Below are 15,264 nucleotides of genomic sequence, written 5' to 3'. Positions count from 1 at the left end.
TGTTTGGGGTGCGCTTTTTGCGGCACCTGTCTGTCAGTGTAGGCGTTGTCGCCTGCCAGGGGTCAGGCCTGGTGTTGGATTACTCTGATCAGATGTCAGCCGTTGGGCGCATGTCGTTGGTTTGACATGGACCGAGGGCCTATTGGCCCTGCATCTTGACGGACGCAGTCCCGGCATTTCCTGCTTGATGGAATTCATGCCTGCGGCGCCAAGGCTGAATCCAACAGCGTCAACGCCTGCCTTCCGCCCGAAGCCAGAACTCGCAGAAGAAAGAAGGGGGCCAGGGGAATTCCTTCCCCTGGCCTTTCCCCGCCTCAGCCTTCCTTGCGAAGATTGGTGAAGACCGGCGCCCCATTCAGGATGCCGGTGATGTTCTTCCGGTAGGCGATGGGTTGCTTGAAGAGGCCGAGCGGGATGTAGGGGACGTCGCGTTCGGCCGTCGTCTGCAGTTGGGCGGCGATCGCTTTTTGTGCAGCCTCGCCATCCGCCAGCAGCCACTGGGCGCGCAGGGCTTCCAGGTCCGGGCTGTCCGGCCATCCGGTGGCGCCACGGGTGCCGCTGGCGCGCAGGAAGGTGTGGGAGGGCGGCATCCATTGGTCCATGCCGGACCAGTAGGTGCAGTAGCAGCTCCACCCGCCTTCATTCACCGGGTTGCGGCTGTTGATGCGACTGACGACGGTGCCCCAGTCCGCGGCGACGAAATCGACATTCATGCCGATCTGCACCAGGGCATCGCGCATCACCTCGCACACCGCGCTGATGCGGGGCACGTCGGCGCCGGAGAGGAAGACGACGCGTTCGCCCTTGTAGCCGGCTTCCGTCAACGCGGTGCGGAGCTGGGCGAGTTTGGCGGCGTCCGTCTTGCCGAAGCCGGGCCTGGTGGCCATGGGGGAGCCGGGCGGGAAGTAGCCGACCTCGCCCTGCCAGTAGTCGGGCGCGGCGCCGGCCACGGCGGTCATGCAATCGGCCTGGTTCACCGCCTGCAGCACGACGCGGCGGATGGCGGGGTTGTTGAAGGGCGGTTGCAGGTGGTTGAAGCGGAAGCAACCGACCATGCCGGTCTTGTCCTTGATCTCCACCGCGATGTCGCGATTGCGGGTGAGCATGGGCAGCAGGTCGATCAGCGGCTGTTCCACCCAGTCGGCATCGCCAGTCTGCAGCGCGGCGGCGGCGGTGGCCGGGTCGGTAATGACGTTGAAGACGATGCGGTCCACGTTCGGCGTACGCGGGCCGGCGGTGTAGCTGGGGGTGCCGTCCGCGCGCGGTACGTAGCCCGTGTGGCGGGCATAGACGACGCGGGCGCCCGGCACGCGTTCATCGGCTACGAAGCGGAACGGGCCGCTGCCGATGACCTCCGTGACCTGCTTGAACGGGTCGGTGTTCGCCAGCCGCTCCGGCATGATGGCCGGCACCAGGCTGCTGGCGCGGCCGAGGGCGAGCGGCAGCAGCGGGAATGGCCGCTTCAGGCGGAAGACGATGGTCTTGTCGTCCGGCGCGGAGAGCTCGTTGGTGACGTCCATCACCACTTGGCCGAAGGCATCGCGCGCGCCCCAGCGCTTCAGGCTGGCGACGCAATCCCGCGCCAGCACCTTGCTGCCGTCGTGGAATTGCAGGCCGTCGCGCAGGGTGAGTTTCCAGGTAAGGCCGTCATCCTCCAGCACATGGCCGGCGACCATCTGCGGCTGCGGTTGCAGGTTCTCGTCCGTGCCGAACAGCGTGTCGTACACCGCCAGGGCGTGGGTGCGGGTGGTGTAGGCGGTGGAAAAGGTCGGGTCGACCACCGCCACGTCGGCATAGGGGATGAAGTTCAGCACCTTGTTGCCCTGGGCGCGGGCGACGCCGGGCATGGCAAGGCTGCCGCCGCCCAGCAACAGGGCGCTCGTCTTCAGCAGGTCGCGTCGAAGCATGTCTCAGTATCCGGGCAAGGGTGCTGCGGTCCCTGGAGCTGGCGCTGCCCCGTTTGTCGGGGCTTGGGCGGTGCCGTGGTGGCCCGCCATGCTGCGTGAAGTCCGCCGGGGCAGCGTGCCTGGCCTCAGCCGGTGACCGAAAACAGGCAGTCCGCATAAGGCGGCAACACTCACGATTCCTTGCTGGGAGTTTTGCCCAAGATAAGGGCATTGCCTACCCCTGGTGGAGCGATCGCGCTGCGCTGGGGCCAGCCGGCATTCAGGAAGTGAGGAAGAAGGTCAGGGGAAAGAATTCCCCGGCCTTCCTGCCCCTGAGCCGAGTATGGCGCCCCCTCAAGCCGCCACGGGTTGCCGCAGTGCCGCCGCCAGCAGCGGCAGGCCGATGCGGGTGGGGTCTGTCATCAGCGATTCCGGGTGGAACTGCACGGCGGAGAGCGGCAGATGGCGGTGTTCGATCGCCATGATGGTGCCGTCCTCGGTCTCCGCCGTCGCCAACAGCTCCGCCGGCAGGGCGACGCGGCGGGCGTGCAGGGAGTGGTAGCGGCCGACCGTGAAGCGGTCCGGCAACCCGGCCAGCAGGCGGCCACCGAGGTTGCGCACCACGGAGGGCTTGCCATGCATCGGCTGCGCCAGCACATCCAGCGCGCCGCCGAAATGCTCCACCATGCCTTGCAGGCCGAGGCAGACGCCGAAGCCCGGCAGGTTGCGGCGGATGATCAGGTCCAGCGTTTCCGACATGGCGAAATCTGCCGGGCGGCCCGGGCCGGGGGAGAGCAGCACCAGGTCCGCCGCCGCCCCTTCCCGCAATTCCGCCCGCGCCATCTCCGGCCGCAGGGTGCGGACGCTGGCGCCGGAAGCGCGCAGGTAGCTGGCCAGGGTATGGACGAAGCTATCCTCGTGATCGATCAGCAGGACATGGGCGGCGCTGCCGCGCGGCGTGGCGGGGGCGGTGCGGGCGGTGGGCGCCTCCCCCTTGATGGCGGCGAACATGGCGCTGGCCTTCAGGCGGGTCTCGGCTTCTTCCGCCGCCGGGTCGCTGTCATGCAACAGGGTGGCGCCGGCGCGCACCTCGGCGATGCCGTCCTTCAGGCGGATGGTCCGCAGCGTCAGGCCGGTGTTCATGTTGCCATCGAAGCCCATGCGGCCGATGGCGCCGCCATACCAGCGGCGGGCGGAGCGTTCCTCCGCCTCCACATGGCGGATGGCCCAGCTTTTCGGCGCCCCGGTGACGGTGACGGCCCAGGCGTGGGAGAGGAAGCCATCCAGCGCATCGCGGCCCGGCAGCAGCGTACCTTCCACATGGTCCACCGTATGGATCAGGCGGGAATACATCTCGATCTGCCGCCGGCCGATAATCTTGACCGTGCCGGGGACGCAGACGCGGGATTTGTCGTTGCGGTCCACGTCGGTGCACATAGTCAGCTCGCTCTCCTCCTTGGCGGAGTTGAGCAGGGTGCGGATGTTCTCCGCATCCTCCAGCGCATCGGCGCCGCGGCGGATGGTGCCGCTGATGGGGCAGGTTTCGATGCGCTTGCCCTCGACGCGCACGAACATCTCGGGCGATGCGGCCACGAGGAATTCGCCATCCCCCAGGTTCATCAGCGCGCCGTAGGGAGCCGGGTTCACCTTCCGCAGCCGGTCGAACACCGCGCTGGGGGCATCGGCGCAGGTACTCGCAAAAGTCTGGCCGAGCACGACCTCGAACAGGTCGCCACGCTCGAAGGCCTGGCGGGCGCGTTCGACCATCGCGGCGTATTCGCCGGGGGCGTAGTCGCTTTCGGCCGGTTGAGCGTTCGATCCGGGCCGAAACGGGTCGGCGGGCGTGTCGTGCGGCAGACTTTCGGTGGAATGGCCGTCCACCACGAAGTCATAGCGGTGCAGCGTGGCGTTGCCGGCCATGTGGTCCACCACCAGCACCTCATCCGGCAGGTAGAGCACGAGGTCGCGCTGGTCCTCGGCGCGCGGCAGGCGCAGCGTCACTGGCTCGAACTGAAAGACCAGGTCGTAGCCGAAGGCGCCGTAGAGGCCGAGATGCGGGTCCTCCGGGCTGCCGAACAGGTCTCGCAACTGGCGTAGGACCGAGAACACGGAGGGCTGGCGGCTACGTTCCTCCTCCGCGAAGTGCTCCGTCGAGGCGCGGATCTGCGCAACCAGGCGGCCGGGCTTGATGTGCAGCGCCTCCACCTCCTCCATCGCTTTCAGGGCGGGGGCGATGCAGCCCAGCAGCAGCTTGCCGCGCGTGTTCAGCGCCCGCAGCTCCATCCGCCGGCCGCGGGAGGTGATCATCAGCGGCGGGTTCACGAAGCCCAGATCCCAGCGGGAATAGCGGCCGGGGAACTCGAAGGAAGACGAGAGGAGCACGCCCCGTTGCCGGTCCAGCCGGCGCGCCAGGGTTTCGGTGCCCTGGCCATAAGGGAGGTCCAGCACCTCGCGCCGGACGGTCAGGCCGCCTTGGGTCTGGTAGCTGGACTGGTGAGAACCGCTCTGCATCGGACGCTCCGGGCTGGGCTGCCTGGGATATCCGGGGGGTTCTGGGATGTCAGAACATGAAAATGGCCGCCCGGAGATCCGAGGCGGCCATGAAGGTAAGAAATCACGCTGGCCGCCTTATGAAAGGGGCCACCACCAGATTGCAGGTTGGACATGCGTGATCATGAGGGGAGCCTATACCCAACCCGGAAGGCGCCGCAAGGGGGTCGTTGCAGATTCGTTGATAATTCGGAACGGGACGGCGGGGCGGGCGCCGAAGGCTGGGGAAAGAATTCCCCAGCCCCCTTCTTCTTTTCTCTCAGTTTGCGGGTGGGCGGCTGGAGAGGGTGTGCTGTCAGGCCAAGGCTGGGGCGCTCCGGAGGTCCTGGACCTCCGGCGACTGAGGGTTCAGCCTGCGCTGCTGAAATGATATAATCAGCGGCGCTCTTCGGCGGCTGAGGGCCCATTTCTTTCTCGAAGAAAGAAAAGAAGGGGTCCGGGGAATTCCTTCCCCGGCCTTCCTTCGTCAATCCCAGCTCAGCGCACCGCCATTCTGGTACTCGATGACGCGCGTCTCGAAGAAGTTCTTTTCCTTCTTCAGGTCCATCACCTCGGACATCCACGGGAATGGGTTCTCCGTCTCCGGGAACAATGGCGCCAAGCCGAGCTGGGCGCAGCGGCGGTTGGTGATGAAGTGCATGTACTGTTCGCACAGCTGGGCATTCAGGCCGAGGAAGCCGCGCGGCATGGTGTCGCGGCCATAGGCCACTTCCAGCTCGCAGGCCTCGCGCAGCATGGTGCGCACTTCGTCGGCGAAGTCCTTCGTCCAGAGATGCGGGTTTTCCGCACGGATCTGGTTGATGACGTCGATGCCGAAGTTCAGGTGGATGCTCTCGTCGCGCAGGATGTACTGGTACTGTTCGGCCACGCCGACCATGCGGCCACGCCGGCCCAGCGAGAGGATCTGCGCGAAGCCGGTGTAGAACCACATGCCTTCGAACACGACGTAGAAGGCGATGAGGTCGCGCAGGAAGGCGCGATCCGCATCCGGCGTGCCGGTCTGGAAATTGGGGTCGGAAAGGCTCTGCGTGTATTTCAGCGCCCAGGCGGCCTTGCCGGTGATGGACGGCACTTCCCGGTACATGTTGAACAGCTCGCCCTCATCCAGGCCGAGGCTTTCCACGATGTACTGGAAGGTGTGCGTGTGCACCGCTTCCTCGAAAGACTGGCGCAGCAGGTACTGGCGGCATTCCGGGTTGGTCAGGTGGCGGTACACGGCCAGGACGATGTTGTTGGCGACCAGGGATTCGCTGGTGGCGAAGAACCCGAGGTTGCGCTTGATCGAGCGGCGCTCATCCTCCGTCAGCCCGTCGCGGGACTTCCACAGGGCGATATCCGCCTGCATGGAGATCTCGGTCGGCATCCAGTGGTTGTTGCAGCCGGCGAGGTACTTCTCCCACGCCCAGTGATACTTCAGCGGCAGCAGCTGGTTCACGTCGGCGCGGCAATTGATCATCGCCTTGTCGTCAACCGAAACGCGCGCGGCGCCTTCGGCGATCTCGCCGAGGCCGGTGGCGTCGGCCACCGGCAGCGGGGATGCATCCTTGCGGGCTTCGTCGTTGCCCCAGCTCAGAACGTTGTTGTCCATGACAGGCTATTCCTTACTGGCAGGCTTCACTGGCAGGCTTCGCAGGTGGGGTCGTCCAGCAGGCAGACCTTGGGCGCCTCGAAGGTGGAGTCGGCCTCGAAGGCAGGCTGCGGTGCGGGCTGGGGCTGGGGCGCGATCTTCACCGCGTTCAGCTTGCCGTCGCTCTTCTTCGTGGTGGACTTTTCCACATGCGTCGCGGACTGGGTGCGCAGGTAGTAGGTGGTCTTCAGGCCGCGCTTCCAGGCCAGGCGGTACAGCTGGTCCAGCTTCCGGCCATTCGGGTTGGCCAGGTACAGGTTGAGGGATTGCGCCTGGTCGATCCATTTCTGCCGGCGGGCGGCGGCCTCGATCAGCCAGGAAGCGTCGACCTCGAAGGCGGTGGCGTAGAGGTCCTTCAAGTCGTCCGGGATGCGGTCGATCGGGCCTAGGCTGCCATCGTAATACTTCAGGTCGCTGACCATCACGCTGTCCCACAGGCCGCGGGCCTTGAGGTCCGCCACCAGGGCCGGGTTCACCACCGTGAAGTCGCCGGACATGTTGGCCTTCACGTACAGATTGCGGAAGGTCGGCTCGATGGACTGGGTGGCGCCGACGATGTTGGAGATCGTCGCCGTCGGCGCGATGGCCATGGTGTTGCTGTTGCGCATGCCGATGGTCTTCACCCGCTCGCGTAGGGGTTCCCAGTCCAGCGTGGTGGACTGGTCCAGCGTCTCGCCGCGCGCTTCGGCCACGTACCTGATGCTGTCCACCGGCAGGATGCCCTGGCTCCACAGCGAGCCCGGGAAGGAGGCGTAGGCGCCACGCTCGGCGGCGAGGTCCACGGAGGCCTCGATGGCGTGGTAGCTGATCAGCTCCATGCTCTCATCGGCGAAGCGTACGGCCTCATCCGAGGCCAGCGGCAGGCGCAGGGCGTGCAGCGCGTCCTGGAAGCCCATCAGGCCCATGCCGATCGGCCGGTGGCGCAGGTTGGAGCGGCGGGCCTGCGGGATGGTGTAGAAGTTCACGTCGATGACGTTGTCCAGCATCCGCATGGCGGTGCGGACGGTGCGGGCCAGGCGATCCCGGTCCAGCCCCTTTTCCGTGATGTGGCGGCCGAGATTGATGGAACCTAGGTTGCACACCGCGACTTCGGAATCCGAGGTGTTGAGCGTGATCTCGGTGCACAGATTGGACGAGTGGACGACGCCGGCATGGCGCTGCGGCGAGCGCAGGTTGCAGGGGTCCTTGAAGGTCATCCAGGGATGGCCGGTCTCGAACAACATGGTCAGCATGCGGCGCCACAGATCGACGGCGCGGATGGTCTTGTGGACCGTCAGCTCGCCGGCGCGCGCCTTGGCCTCGTAGCGCTCATAGGCCTCGCGGAACGGGATGCCGTAGAGGTCGTGCAGGTCCGGCACCTCGTCCGGGGAGAACAGCGTCCATTCGCCGTCCTGCTCGACGCGCTGCATGAACAGGTCCGGCACCCAGTTGGCGGTGTTCATGTCGTGGGTGCGGCGGCGGTCGTCGCCGGTGTTCTTCCGCAGGTCGAGGAATTCCTCGACGTCGATGTGCCAGCTTTCCAGATAGGCGCAGACGGCGCCCTTGCGCTTGCCGCCCTGGTTCACCGCAATGGCGGTGTCGTTCGCCACCTTCAGGAAGGGCACGATGCCCTGGGACTGGCCGTTGGTGCCGCGGATATGCGCGCCGAGGCCACGCACGCGGGACCAGGAATTGCCGATGCCACCCGAGTACTTGGCCAGCAGCGCGTTGTCCTTGATGGACCCGAAGATGCCATCCAGGTCATCCGGCACGCTGGTCAGGAAGCAGGAGGAGAGCTGCGAATGGCGCGTGCCGCTGTTGAACAGCGTCGGCGTCGAGCACATGAAGTCGAAGGAGGAGATCAGGTCGTAGAACTCGATGGCCCGCGCCTCGCGGTCGATCTCGTTCAGCGCCAGGCCCATGGCGACGCGCATGAAGAAGGCCTGCGGCATCTCGAACCGCACGCCCTTGGTCTGCAGCAGGTAGCGATCATACAGCGTCTGGAAGCCGAGATACTGGAACTGCAGGTCCCGCTCCGGCTTCAGCGCCGCGCCCAGCCGGGCGATGTCGAAGCGCGCCAGCTCCGGGTTCAGCAGCTGGGCCTCGATGCCCTTGCCGACATAAGCGGCGAAGTAGTCCGGATAGGCGGTGGCCATCTCGGCCTGGGACTGCACGCCGACGCCCTGGACGAAGCTGGTGGCCTCGCGCCGCGCCACGGCCAGCAGCAGGCGGGCAGAGACGTAGGAGTAGTTCGGCTCGTGCTCGATCAGCGTGCGGGCGGCCAGGATCAGCGCCTGGGAGAGCTCGTCGCTGCTGATGCCGTCATACAGGTTGCGGCGGGCCTCGGTCAGCACCGGCTCGGGCGAGACATCGGCCAGGCCGTCGCAGGCCTCGGTCACCAGGCGCTGCAGCACGGCGCCGTCCAGCGGGCGCAGCGTGCCGTCGCTGCCCTTCACCTGCAGGGTCGGCACCACGGGGGCGGTGGTCTGGGCGGCGGCATTGGCCGCACGCTCCCGCGCCCGGTCCTCGCGGTACAGCACGTAGGCGCGGGCGACCTTGTGGTGGCCGCCGCGCATCAGCGCCAGCTCCACCTGGTCCTGGATATCCTCGATATGCAGGATATGGCCGGCGCCGGCATGACGGGTCAGCCCGCCCACCACCTGCACCGTCAGATCCTCGACCACCTCATGGATCCGGTGGGAGGCGGCGGCGGAAGCGCCCTCGACGGCCAGGAAGGCCTTGGTCATGGCGCGGGTGATCTTGCCCGGGTCGAAGCCGGCCGGCTTGCCGTCGCGGCGGATGACCTGCAACGCCGGGGGCGTGGCGGCGCGGCTGAGGGAAGGCTCGGAGAGCTGCGATGCGGACATGGGACAAAACCTGTGCTGAATGCGGCCTGACTGGGCGGCCGTAGTTGAGAATGTTAACGCACGCATTCTCAATTCGTTGGCCCGACTATGCCGTTCGCACCCCCTCCCCTGTCAACATCTAGTGTCCCGCTTATCCACAACAACTAGATATCGCTTTTTGAGAGATTCCGCTTGCCTGCCCTCCGACTCGTTGGGAATGGCCGAATTCACCCGGATCAGCCGTTGCCGGGGCGTGGCCGGGTGGGTACACCCCGCCCCCATGGAAACCTTCGACGCCGTCATTCTGGGTGCCGGCGCGGCCGGGCTCATGTGCGCCATCAGTGCCGGGCGCCGGGGCCGCCGGGTGCTGGTGCTGGACCATGCGCCGCAGGTCGGTTCCAAGATCCTCATCTCCGGCGGCGGCCGGTGCAACTTCACCAACACAGGCACGGCACCGGACCGCTTTGTCTCGGCCAACCCGCGATTCGCCCGCTCCGCCCTCTCCCGCTACCGGCCCAAGGACTTTTTGGAACTGGTGGAGAAGCACCGCATCCCGTGGCACGAGAAAACGCTGGGGCAGTTGTTCTGCGACCGCTCGGCCCGGGATATCGTGGCCATGCTGCTGGCGGAATGTGCCGCCGCCGGCGTAGTGGTCCGTACCGGCGCGCGGGTGACGGAGGTGACCAAGCCCGGCCGCTTCCAGACAGTGACGGAACGCGGGACCATCGAATCCGAGTCCCTGGTGCTGGCCACCGGCGGGCTTTCCATCCCCAAGATGGGTGCGACCGGCTTCTCGCTGGACCTGGCCCGCCGCTTCGGGCTGAAACTGGTCGAGACCCGGCCGGGGCTGGTGCCGATGACCTTCGAGGGCGAGGCGCTGGAGATGATGCGCCCGCTCTCCGGCGTGGCGCTGCCGGCCATCGCCCGGGCGGCGGAGGGGCCACGCTTTCCGGAGGCGGTGCTGTTCACTCATCGCGGCCTCTCTGGCCCGGCGATCCTGCAGATCTCCTCCTACTGGCGGCCGGGGCAGCCGATCTCGTTGAATCTGCTGCCGGGGCAGGACCCGACGGCGCTGCTGCTGGCCCGCAAGCAGGCGCGGCCGAAAGCGGAAGCGCGCACTGTGCTGGGCGAGTTCCTGCCGCAGCGCCTGGCCCAGGCCCTGGCCGAGGCCTACCTGCCGCCCATGGAGATGGCCAACCAGCCGGATAAGGGCCTGCGCGCCCTGGCGGACCGGCTGCGGGCCATGCCGCTCTCCCCCGCCGGGACGGAAGGCTACGCGAAGGCCGAGGTGATGCTGGGCGGGGTAGATACCGCTGCCCTGTCCTCCCGCGACATGCAGGCCAATGACGTGCCCGGGCTGTTCGTGATCGGCGAGGCGGTGGACGTGACCGGCTGGCTGGGCGGCTACAACTTCCAGTGGGCCTGGGCCAGCGGCTGGTGCGCCGGCGAGGCCGCCTAGGGCTCGATCGCCGCGCGGCCGGCCAACCGCCGGATGAAAGAGACGCGCGAACAAATCGTTAGCGCATGTTCGCCGCGTTCATCCGTGGCGGGCCGCCAGGGAGCGCCCGGCCCCGCGTTGGGCCAGGGCCAGGCCCGCGCTGGCAACCCCGGGTGGGTCACACCAGTTTACCATTTGGTCACGGCTCGCCGCCCAACATTCGCTCGCGGTTAAGGTGCTGCGGGAGTACCTTACGAATGGGCGGCAGGACGCGGCCAGGCTGAAGGGCGTGCCCCTGGGCATGCCATCGGCGGCAATCCAGGAGTCTCTGACGCATGTATTACCAGCTCTACCAGAACCAGGCCGACCTGATGGCGCCCTTCCGGGCCGCCGCGCGGGGCTTCGGTGGGGTGCTGCGGCAGTTCGACAATGGCGGGCCGGAGACCTTCGGCGTGCGCCAGGCGGCTGCGACGCTGGAGCTGATGGCCGGTGGCGGCCTGACCCATATGCGCCCCCCTTTCGGCTTCACCACGGTGATGGTGGGCAACCAGGAAGTGAAGGTCGAGGAGGTGGTGGCGGACTCCACCCCCTTTGGCAACCTGCTGCACTTCCGGAAGGACACGGAGGTCCCGCAGCCCAAGGTGTTGGTGGTGGCGCCGATGTCCGGCCACTTCGCGACTCTGCTGCGCGGCACCGTGCAGGTGCTGCTGCCGGATAACGACGTCTACATCACCGACTGGGCCAATGCGCGGGATATCCCGGCCTCCGCCGGCCGCTTCGGCATGGATGAGTTTACCGACCACGTGATGCGCTTCCAGCGCGTGCTGGGGCCGGACAGCCACGTGCTGGCGGTGTGCCAGCCGGCCGTGCCGGTGCTCGCCGCCGTGGCGCTGATGGCCGAGGACAAGGACCCCGCCACCCCCGCCAGCATGACGCTGATGGCCGGGCCGATCGACACCCGCATCCGCCCCACCCAGGTCAATGCCCTAGCGCTGGAGCATGACGTGAAGTGGTTCGAGCAGAACCTGATCGACACCGTGCCCTGGCGCTTCCAGGGCGGCGGGCGGAAGGTCTATCCGGGCATCACACAGATCGGCGCCTTCATCTCCATGAACCTGGACCGGCATGTGAAGGCGCATGCGGACCAGTACCGCAACGTGATGGGCGGCGATTCCGTCCGCGCCGATGCGCACCGCAAGTTCTACGACGAGTACCTGGCGGTGATGGACCTGCCGGCGGAATTCTACCTGGAGACGGTGAAGAGCGTCTTCCAGGACCACGACCTGGCACTGGGCAAGGCAACCTGGCGTGGCCGGGCGGTGAAGCCCGAGATGATCACCGACACCCGCCTGCTGGTGGTGGAAGCCGGCAAGGACGACATCTGCTCGGTCGGGCAGACCCAGGCGGCGGCGGCGCTCTGCTCCGGCTTGCCGGAGGAGATGAAGGTGTATCACCTCCAGGCCGATGTGGGCCATTACGGCGTCTTCAACGGCCGCCGCTGGGCCAGCGAGATCTACCCCCTGGTGCGCGACATCATCCAGCCGGGCCGCGCGCCGGCCTGAGGCGCCCCCCCCCGACAGCATTGCCGACAGCCGGGCCCAGCTTCACAACGGGCCCGGTCGCGTTCTGGCGCTGCCCGCTGCGCGCCTGTGGGTCGGATCCTTGCCAATGCTGCACCGGGCCTCGGTGTTGCGACGGGCGCATGGTCCTCGCCAAACGCATTTTATTGACGTTTTTCGTAAAGTATCGGCGCTATCCCAGGATGACGGGCGCGCGGCCAGACAGCCGCGCTCGAGACGCCTTCTCTTGCAGGACACCGACGCTTAAGATGCGCCCCTGCGCCGAAGTTGGATGGAGAGCGGAATTTGACCGAGGACCGGCTTGAGCTGCCGCCTGACGATTTTGACGCAGAAGCGGTGATCGAGCGGCAGAGGCTGGCGCTTTCCCAGTTCCCCCACGGTCTCGTGCGCCGGCACCTCGCCCAGATCGGCCTCTCGCCGGATGCGTCCCCGTCCGAAGTCGCGCTGCATGGGCTGGTGATGGACCTGTACCGGCGGCTGGACCTGCTGACCGGCCCCGCGGATATCCGCCGCACGGACCCGCTCTCCTTCTACGAGAAGAACGTCTCGCCGGTTCTGCAGCTGCTGCAGCGGCAGCGGTCGTTGAACACCATCCAGCCGCCGGTGCAGATCGACCTGCGGGAGAACTTCCTCGGCTACAACTGGCATGGGGCCGAGGCAGCCTATGGATGCGACGCCTGGCGCTGGATGGGGCCGGGGCCGCAATCCGGCATCATGCTGCCGGTGCTGCGCGACATGCGGATGATCCGGCTGATCGGCCGTTCCAGCGTCTCGGCGCAGGATTCCGAGCTGGATATCAAGCTGAACGGGACGTCGCTGAAGATCCTCTCCGACAGGAAGCTGGCGGGCAACCTCGATATCCGCCTGGAAATCCCCGCCGACCTCGCGACTGATACGCAGATGAACACCTTCCCCTGGTGGGTGCTGCAATTCGATATCCGGACGCATACCAAGCCGTCCTCGGCGGAGACGCGCACGCTGGGCTATGGGATCGGCTACCTGGAAATCCTCGGCGGTCAGGATGACTAAGCCGGTCGCGGTCATCGCCACGGATATCGCGTTCTGGAATCCCGGCTATGGCAGCCATCGCCGGATCGAGCAGATCTGCCAGGCCTTCTCGAAGTTCTTCACCGTCAAGGTGTTCGTGTTCAAGACGATCACCAGGAAGATCCAGGCGATCATCGACGAGCGGAACTACGGTTTCGAGATCGTGTCCTACAAGCCGTACGAGAAGAAGTTCCGGGGCAAGCTGCACACCAAGGCAGAGAACATCCATGCCTCGCTGCGCAAGTGGTATGCGCATTCGTGGCACGAGGCGTTCCACCACTTCATCGAGGAAGCAGGCCCCGCCGTCGTCGTGACGGAATATCTGCGGATGCAGTACCTGGTCCGCGAGATCAGCCCCGATATCATCACGATCCTGGACAGCCACGACATCGTCTCCCTGCGCGGCATCTCCTTCTACGCCTTCGGGGAGAATTCGGGCGCGCATATCTCCCTGGATGAGGAGGTGGCGCTGATGGAGAGCTACACCTTCGTCCTGGCCATCTCCCAACCCGACTATGAGTGGCTGCGGCGCTTCGTGCGCCCGGGCTCGGCGGTGTTCCTGCCCTTCATGCCGCTGGTGGGCGACCTGCCCTCCCCGGTCGGCAGCTCGACCAAGCGGCTGGTGTTCGCCGGGGCGAATTCGCCGGCAAATGCCACGGCGCTGCAATGGTTCGTCAGGAGCGTGTTTCCCTACCTGCCGCAGGACATCACGCTGTCCGTCTACGGCGATGTTGGCCGTTCGGTCCAGGCCAGCGAGCGGTTGCATGTGCATGGGATCGTCGAGAACGTGGCTGATATCTACAAGGATTTCGGCGTCGCCATCAATCCGGTGTATTTCGGTGGTGGCCTCAAGATCAAGAGCCTGGAAGCCTTGTGGGCCGGCCTGCCGCTGATCGCCAGCGCGGAAGGGGCGCGGGGCGTGGAGCAGTTCGCCGGGCCCGGCCTGTATATCGCCCGTTCCCGCCAGGAGTTCTTCGACCATGTCTGCGAGGTCAGCCAGAAAACGTACTCCGCCGAGACGCTGATCCTGCAGCGGCGGGAGATCCTGGAAGCCTATCAGGCGGATGCCGAGTGCCTTCCCTTCTTCTCCACCCTGCGGCAATTGGCGAAGGGTGCGTCGGGATGGATCAGGTCGCGGAGCGTGCTGCCGGCATGAACATCATCTTCAGCGGGGATTTCGCCCGCCCCAGCGCCGCGACGTGGCGCCCGACGCAGCACTACAATATCCGCTGGTTGCACGACCTGTTCATCGGCACCCTCTCCCGCATCGTCTCGGCCGAGATCGGGTATGTGGCGTGGAACCACGCCGGCGTCACGCGGGGCCAGTTGCAGGGCGAGGATATCGCGAAGCTGTACGAAGCCTGCGGCCTGCCGAAATCGATGGATGGCTGGGCCGCGCTGTACGACCTGCCCTACCTGCCGCGCGACATTCAGGCGATGCTGGCCGACCGGTTCCGTGACGCGCTGGTGATCGGCTTCGAGATCCCGCCCTACCTCAAGCATTTCCTGCTGGCCAACGGCAATCCGTTCATCGACTTCATCATCCACCCCGTGCGCTTCCACGACGATATCTTCTTCGGCGTGCAGAGCTCGGAGCCGCGCCTGAACCAGGTGCTGGCGCACCATGCCGTCGATGAGGAGGAGATCTACCTGGCCGCCGGCATCGTGCGGGCCACGGCCGGGCGGCTTTCCAATATCGGCATGCGGCCGGGCACCAACCTGGTGTTGATGCAGACGCAGCATGACAAGACGCAGATCCGCGATGGCCGCTTCGTCGGCTTTTCCGATTTCCTGGTCCAGGCCTTCGAGCAGCAGGTCTTCGACGGGCCGGTGATGCTGAAGCCGCATCCGATCGAGCCGAATAATCCGCATCTGCGGATCATCATGGCCTCCGTCCGCACCTGCGGCCTGACCACGGCGAATTTCTACGAACTGCTGTGCTGCGAGAACCTGAACCGCGTCATTTCGCTCAGCTCCAGCACCAGCACGGAAGCCAAGTATTTCCTGAAGGACGCAGAGTTCCTGTTCAAGTCGCCCTTCGATATCTTCTATGCGGGCGACACGTTCAGGCCCGGATTCGACTCGTATTACTCGGTCAAGGATGCCTATTTCGGCCGGGCGTTCTGGGCGGATCTGCTCGAAGGGCTCGACTTCCCTGGCTTGCGGGGTGCCCCGGTCAAGCCCGCCAGCCTGCCGGTCAAGCCCAACCGCACCCGCATCGCCCTGAAGAGCTTCTGGGGCTACAATCAGGTCGATACGGATATCTCGGCGCGCCAGTACCGGCCGGACGTCTAGAGGCTGTTATGGACCA

The 15,264-nt window shown here is 66.3% G+C and carries 9 protein-coding genes; 5 read left to right on the top strand and 4 right to left on the bottom strand.

Annotation, left to right across the window (positions count from 1 at the left end):
• Positions 1-314: 314 nt before the first annotated feature.
• From IBL26_RS03895 to IBL26_RS03880, 4 genes are all read right to left on the bottom strand, one after another.
• On the bottom strand, positions 315-1,907 hold the full coding sequence (locus IBL26_RS03895) for an ABC transporter substrate-binding protein (RefSeq protein ID WP_187783142.1): 1,593 nt from the start codon (positions 1,905-1,907) through the stop codon (positions 315-317).
• Positions 1,908-2,240: 333 nt separating this feature from the next.
• Positions 2,241-4,397: an anthranilate synthase component I gene (locus tag IBL26_RS03890; RefSeq protein WP_187783141.1), complete on the bottom strand. Its 2,157-nt coding sequence runs from the start codon at positions 4,395-4,397 to the stop codon at positions 2,241-2,243.
• A gap of 505 nt (positions 4,398-4,902) precedes the next feature.
• The gene (locus IBL26_RS03885) at positions 4,903-6,024 is read right to left on the bottom strand and encodes a ribonucleotide-diphosphate reductase subunit beta (protein ID WP_187783140.1); all 1,122 of its coding nucleotides are present in this window, start codon (positions 6,022-6,024) and stop codon (positions 4,903-4,905) included.
• A 26-nt stretch (positions 6,025-6,050) separates the two neighbouring features.
• Positions 6,051-8,909, bottom strand: a complete 2,859-nt coding sequence (locus IBL26_RS03880; protein WP_187783139.1) for a ribonucleoside-diphosphate reductase subunit alpha — start codon at positions 8,907-8,909, stop codon at positions 6,051-6,053.
• Between the two features lie 259 nt (positions 8,910-9,168).
• On the opposite strand from IBL26_RS03880, the gene IBL26_RS03875 reads away from it, so the two are divergent.
• The 5 genes from IBL26_RS03875 to IBL26_RS03855 all read left to right on the top strand — a co-directional run bounded on the left by IBL26_RS03875 (position 9,169) and on the right by IBL26_RS03855 (position 15,248).
• A complete protein-coding gene (locus IBL26_RS03875) occupies positions 9,169-10,347 on the top strand; it encodes a BaiN/RdsA family NAD(P)/FAD-dependent oxidoreductase (protein WP_187783138.1) in 1,179 nt (392 codons plus the stop codon).
• 314 nt (positions 10,348-10,661) lie between these two features.
• The gene (locus IBL26_RS03870) at positions 10,662-11,888 is read left to right on the top strand and encodes a polyhydroxyalkanoate depolymerase (protein WP_187783137.1); all 1,227 of its coding nucleotides are present in this window, start codon (positions 10,662-10,664) and stop codon (positions 11,886-11,888) included.
• Between the two features lie 303 nt (positions 11,889-12,191).
• On the top strand, positions 12,192-12,935 hold the full coding sequence (locus IBL26_RS03865; protein ID WP_187783136.1) for a hypothetical protein: 744 nt from the start codon (positions 12,192-12,194) through the stop codon (positions 12,933-12,935).
• Positions 12,928-14,109: a glycosyltransferase gene (locus IBL26_RS03860; RefSeq protein WP_187783135.1), complete on the top strand. Its 1,182-nt coding sequence runs from the start codon at positions 12,928-12,930 to the stop codon at positions 14,107-14,109. The genes IBL26_RS03865 and IBL26_RS03860 overlap by 8 nt, the downstream gene beginning before the upstream one ends.
• Positions 14,076-15,248, top strand: a complete 1,173-nt coding sequence (locus IBL26_RS03855; protein WP_187783134.1) for a hypothetical protein — start codon at positions 14,076-14,078, stop codon at positions 15,246-15,248. Before IBL26_RS03860 ends, IBL26_RS03855 begins: the two co-directional genes overlap by 34 nt.
• Positions 15,249-15,264: the final 16 nt, after the last annotated feature.

Origin of the sequence: Teichococcus aerophilus (assembly GCF_014490485.1) — a bacterium.
Lineage (GTDB): Bacteria > Pseudomonadota > Alphaproteobacteria > Acetobacterales > Acetobacteraceae > Pseudoroseomonas > Pseudoroseomonas aerophila.
Note: the sequence above shows the minus strand (reverse complement) of the source record. Positions and strands in the feature narration are given on the sequence as shown.

What these genes read in the sequence shown, in the direction of transcription:
- IBL26_RS03895 (WP_187783142.1), bottom strand. Translation starts at nt 1,907, where the DNA reads ATGCTTCGACGCGACCTGCTGAAGACGAGCGCCCTGTTGCTGGGCGGC.
- IBL26_RS03890 (WP_187783141.1), bottom strand. Translation starts at nt 4,397, where the DNA reads ATGCAGAGCGGTTCTCACCAGTCCAGCTACCAGACCCAAGGCGGCCTG.
- IBL26_RS03885 (WP_187783140.1), bottom strand. Translation starts at nt 6,024, where the DNA reads ATGGACAACAACGTTCTGAGCTGGGGCAACGACGAAGCCCGCAAGGAT.
- IBL26_RS03880 (WP_187783139.1), bottom strand. Translation starts at nt 8,909, where the DNA reads ATGTCCGCATCGCAGCTCTCCGAGCCTTCCCTCAGCCGCGCCGCCACG.
- IBL26_RS03875 (WP_187783138.1), top strand. Translation starts at nt 9,169, where the DNA reads ATGGAAACCTTCGACGCCGTCATTCTGGGTGCCGGCGCGGCCGGGCTC.
- IBL26_RS03870 (WP_187783137.1), top strand. Translation starts at nt 10,662, where the DNA reads ATGTATTACCAGCTCTACCAGAACCAGGCCGACCTGATGGCGCCCTTC.
- IBL26_RS03860 (WP_187783135.1), top strand. Translation starts at nt 12,928, where the DNA reads ATGACTAAGCCGGTCGCGGTCATCGCCACGGATATCGCGTTCTGGAAT.
- IBL26_RS03855 (WP_187783134.1), top strand. Translation starts at nt 14,076, where the DNA reads ATGGATCAGGTCGCGGAGCGTGCTGCCGGCATGAACATCATCTTCAGC.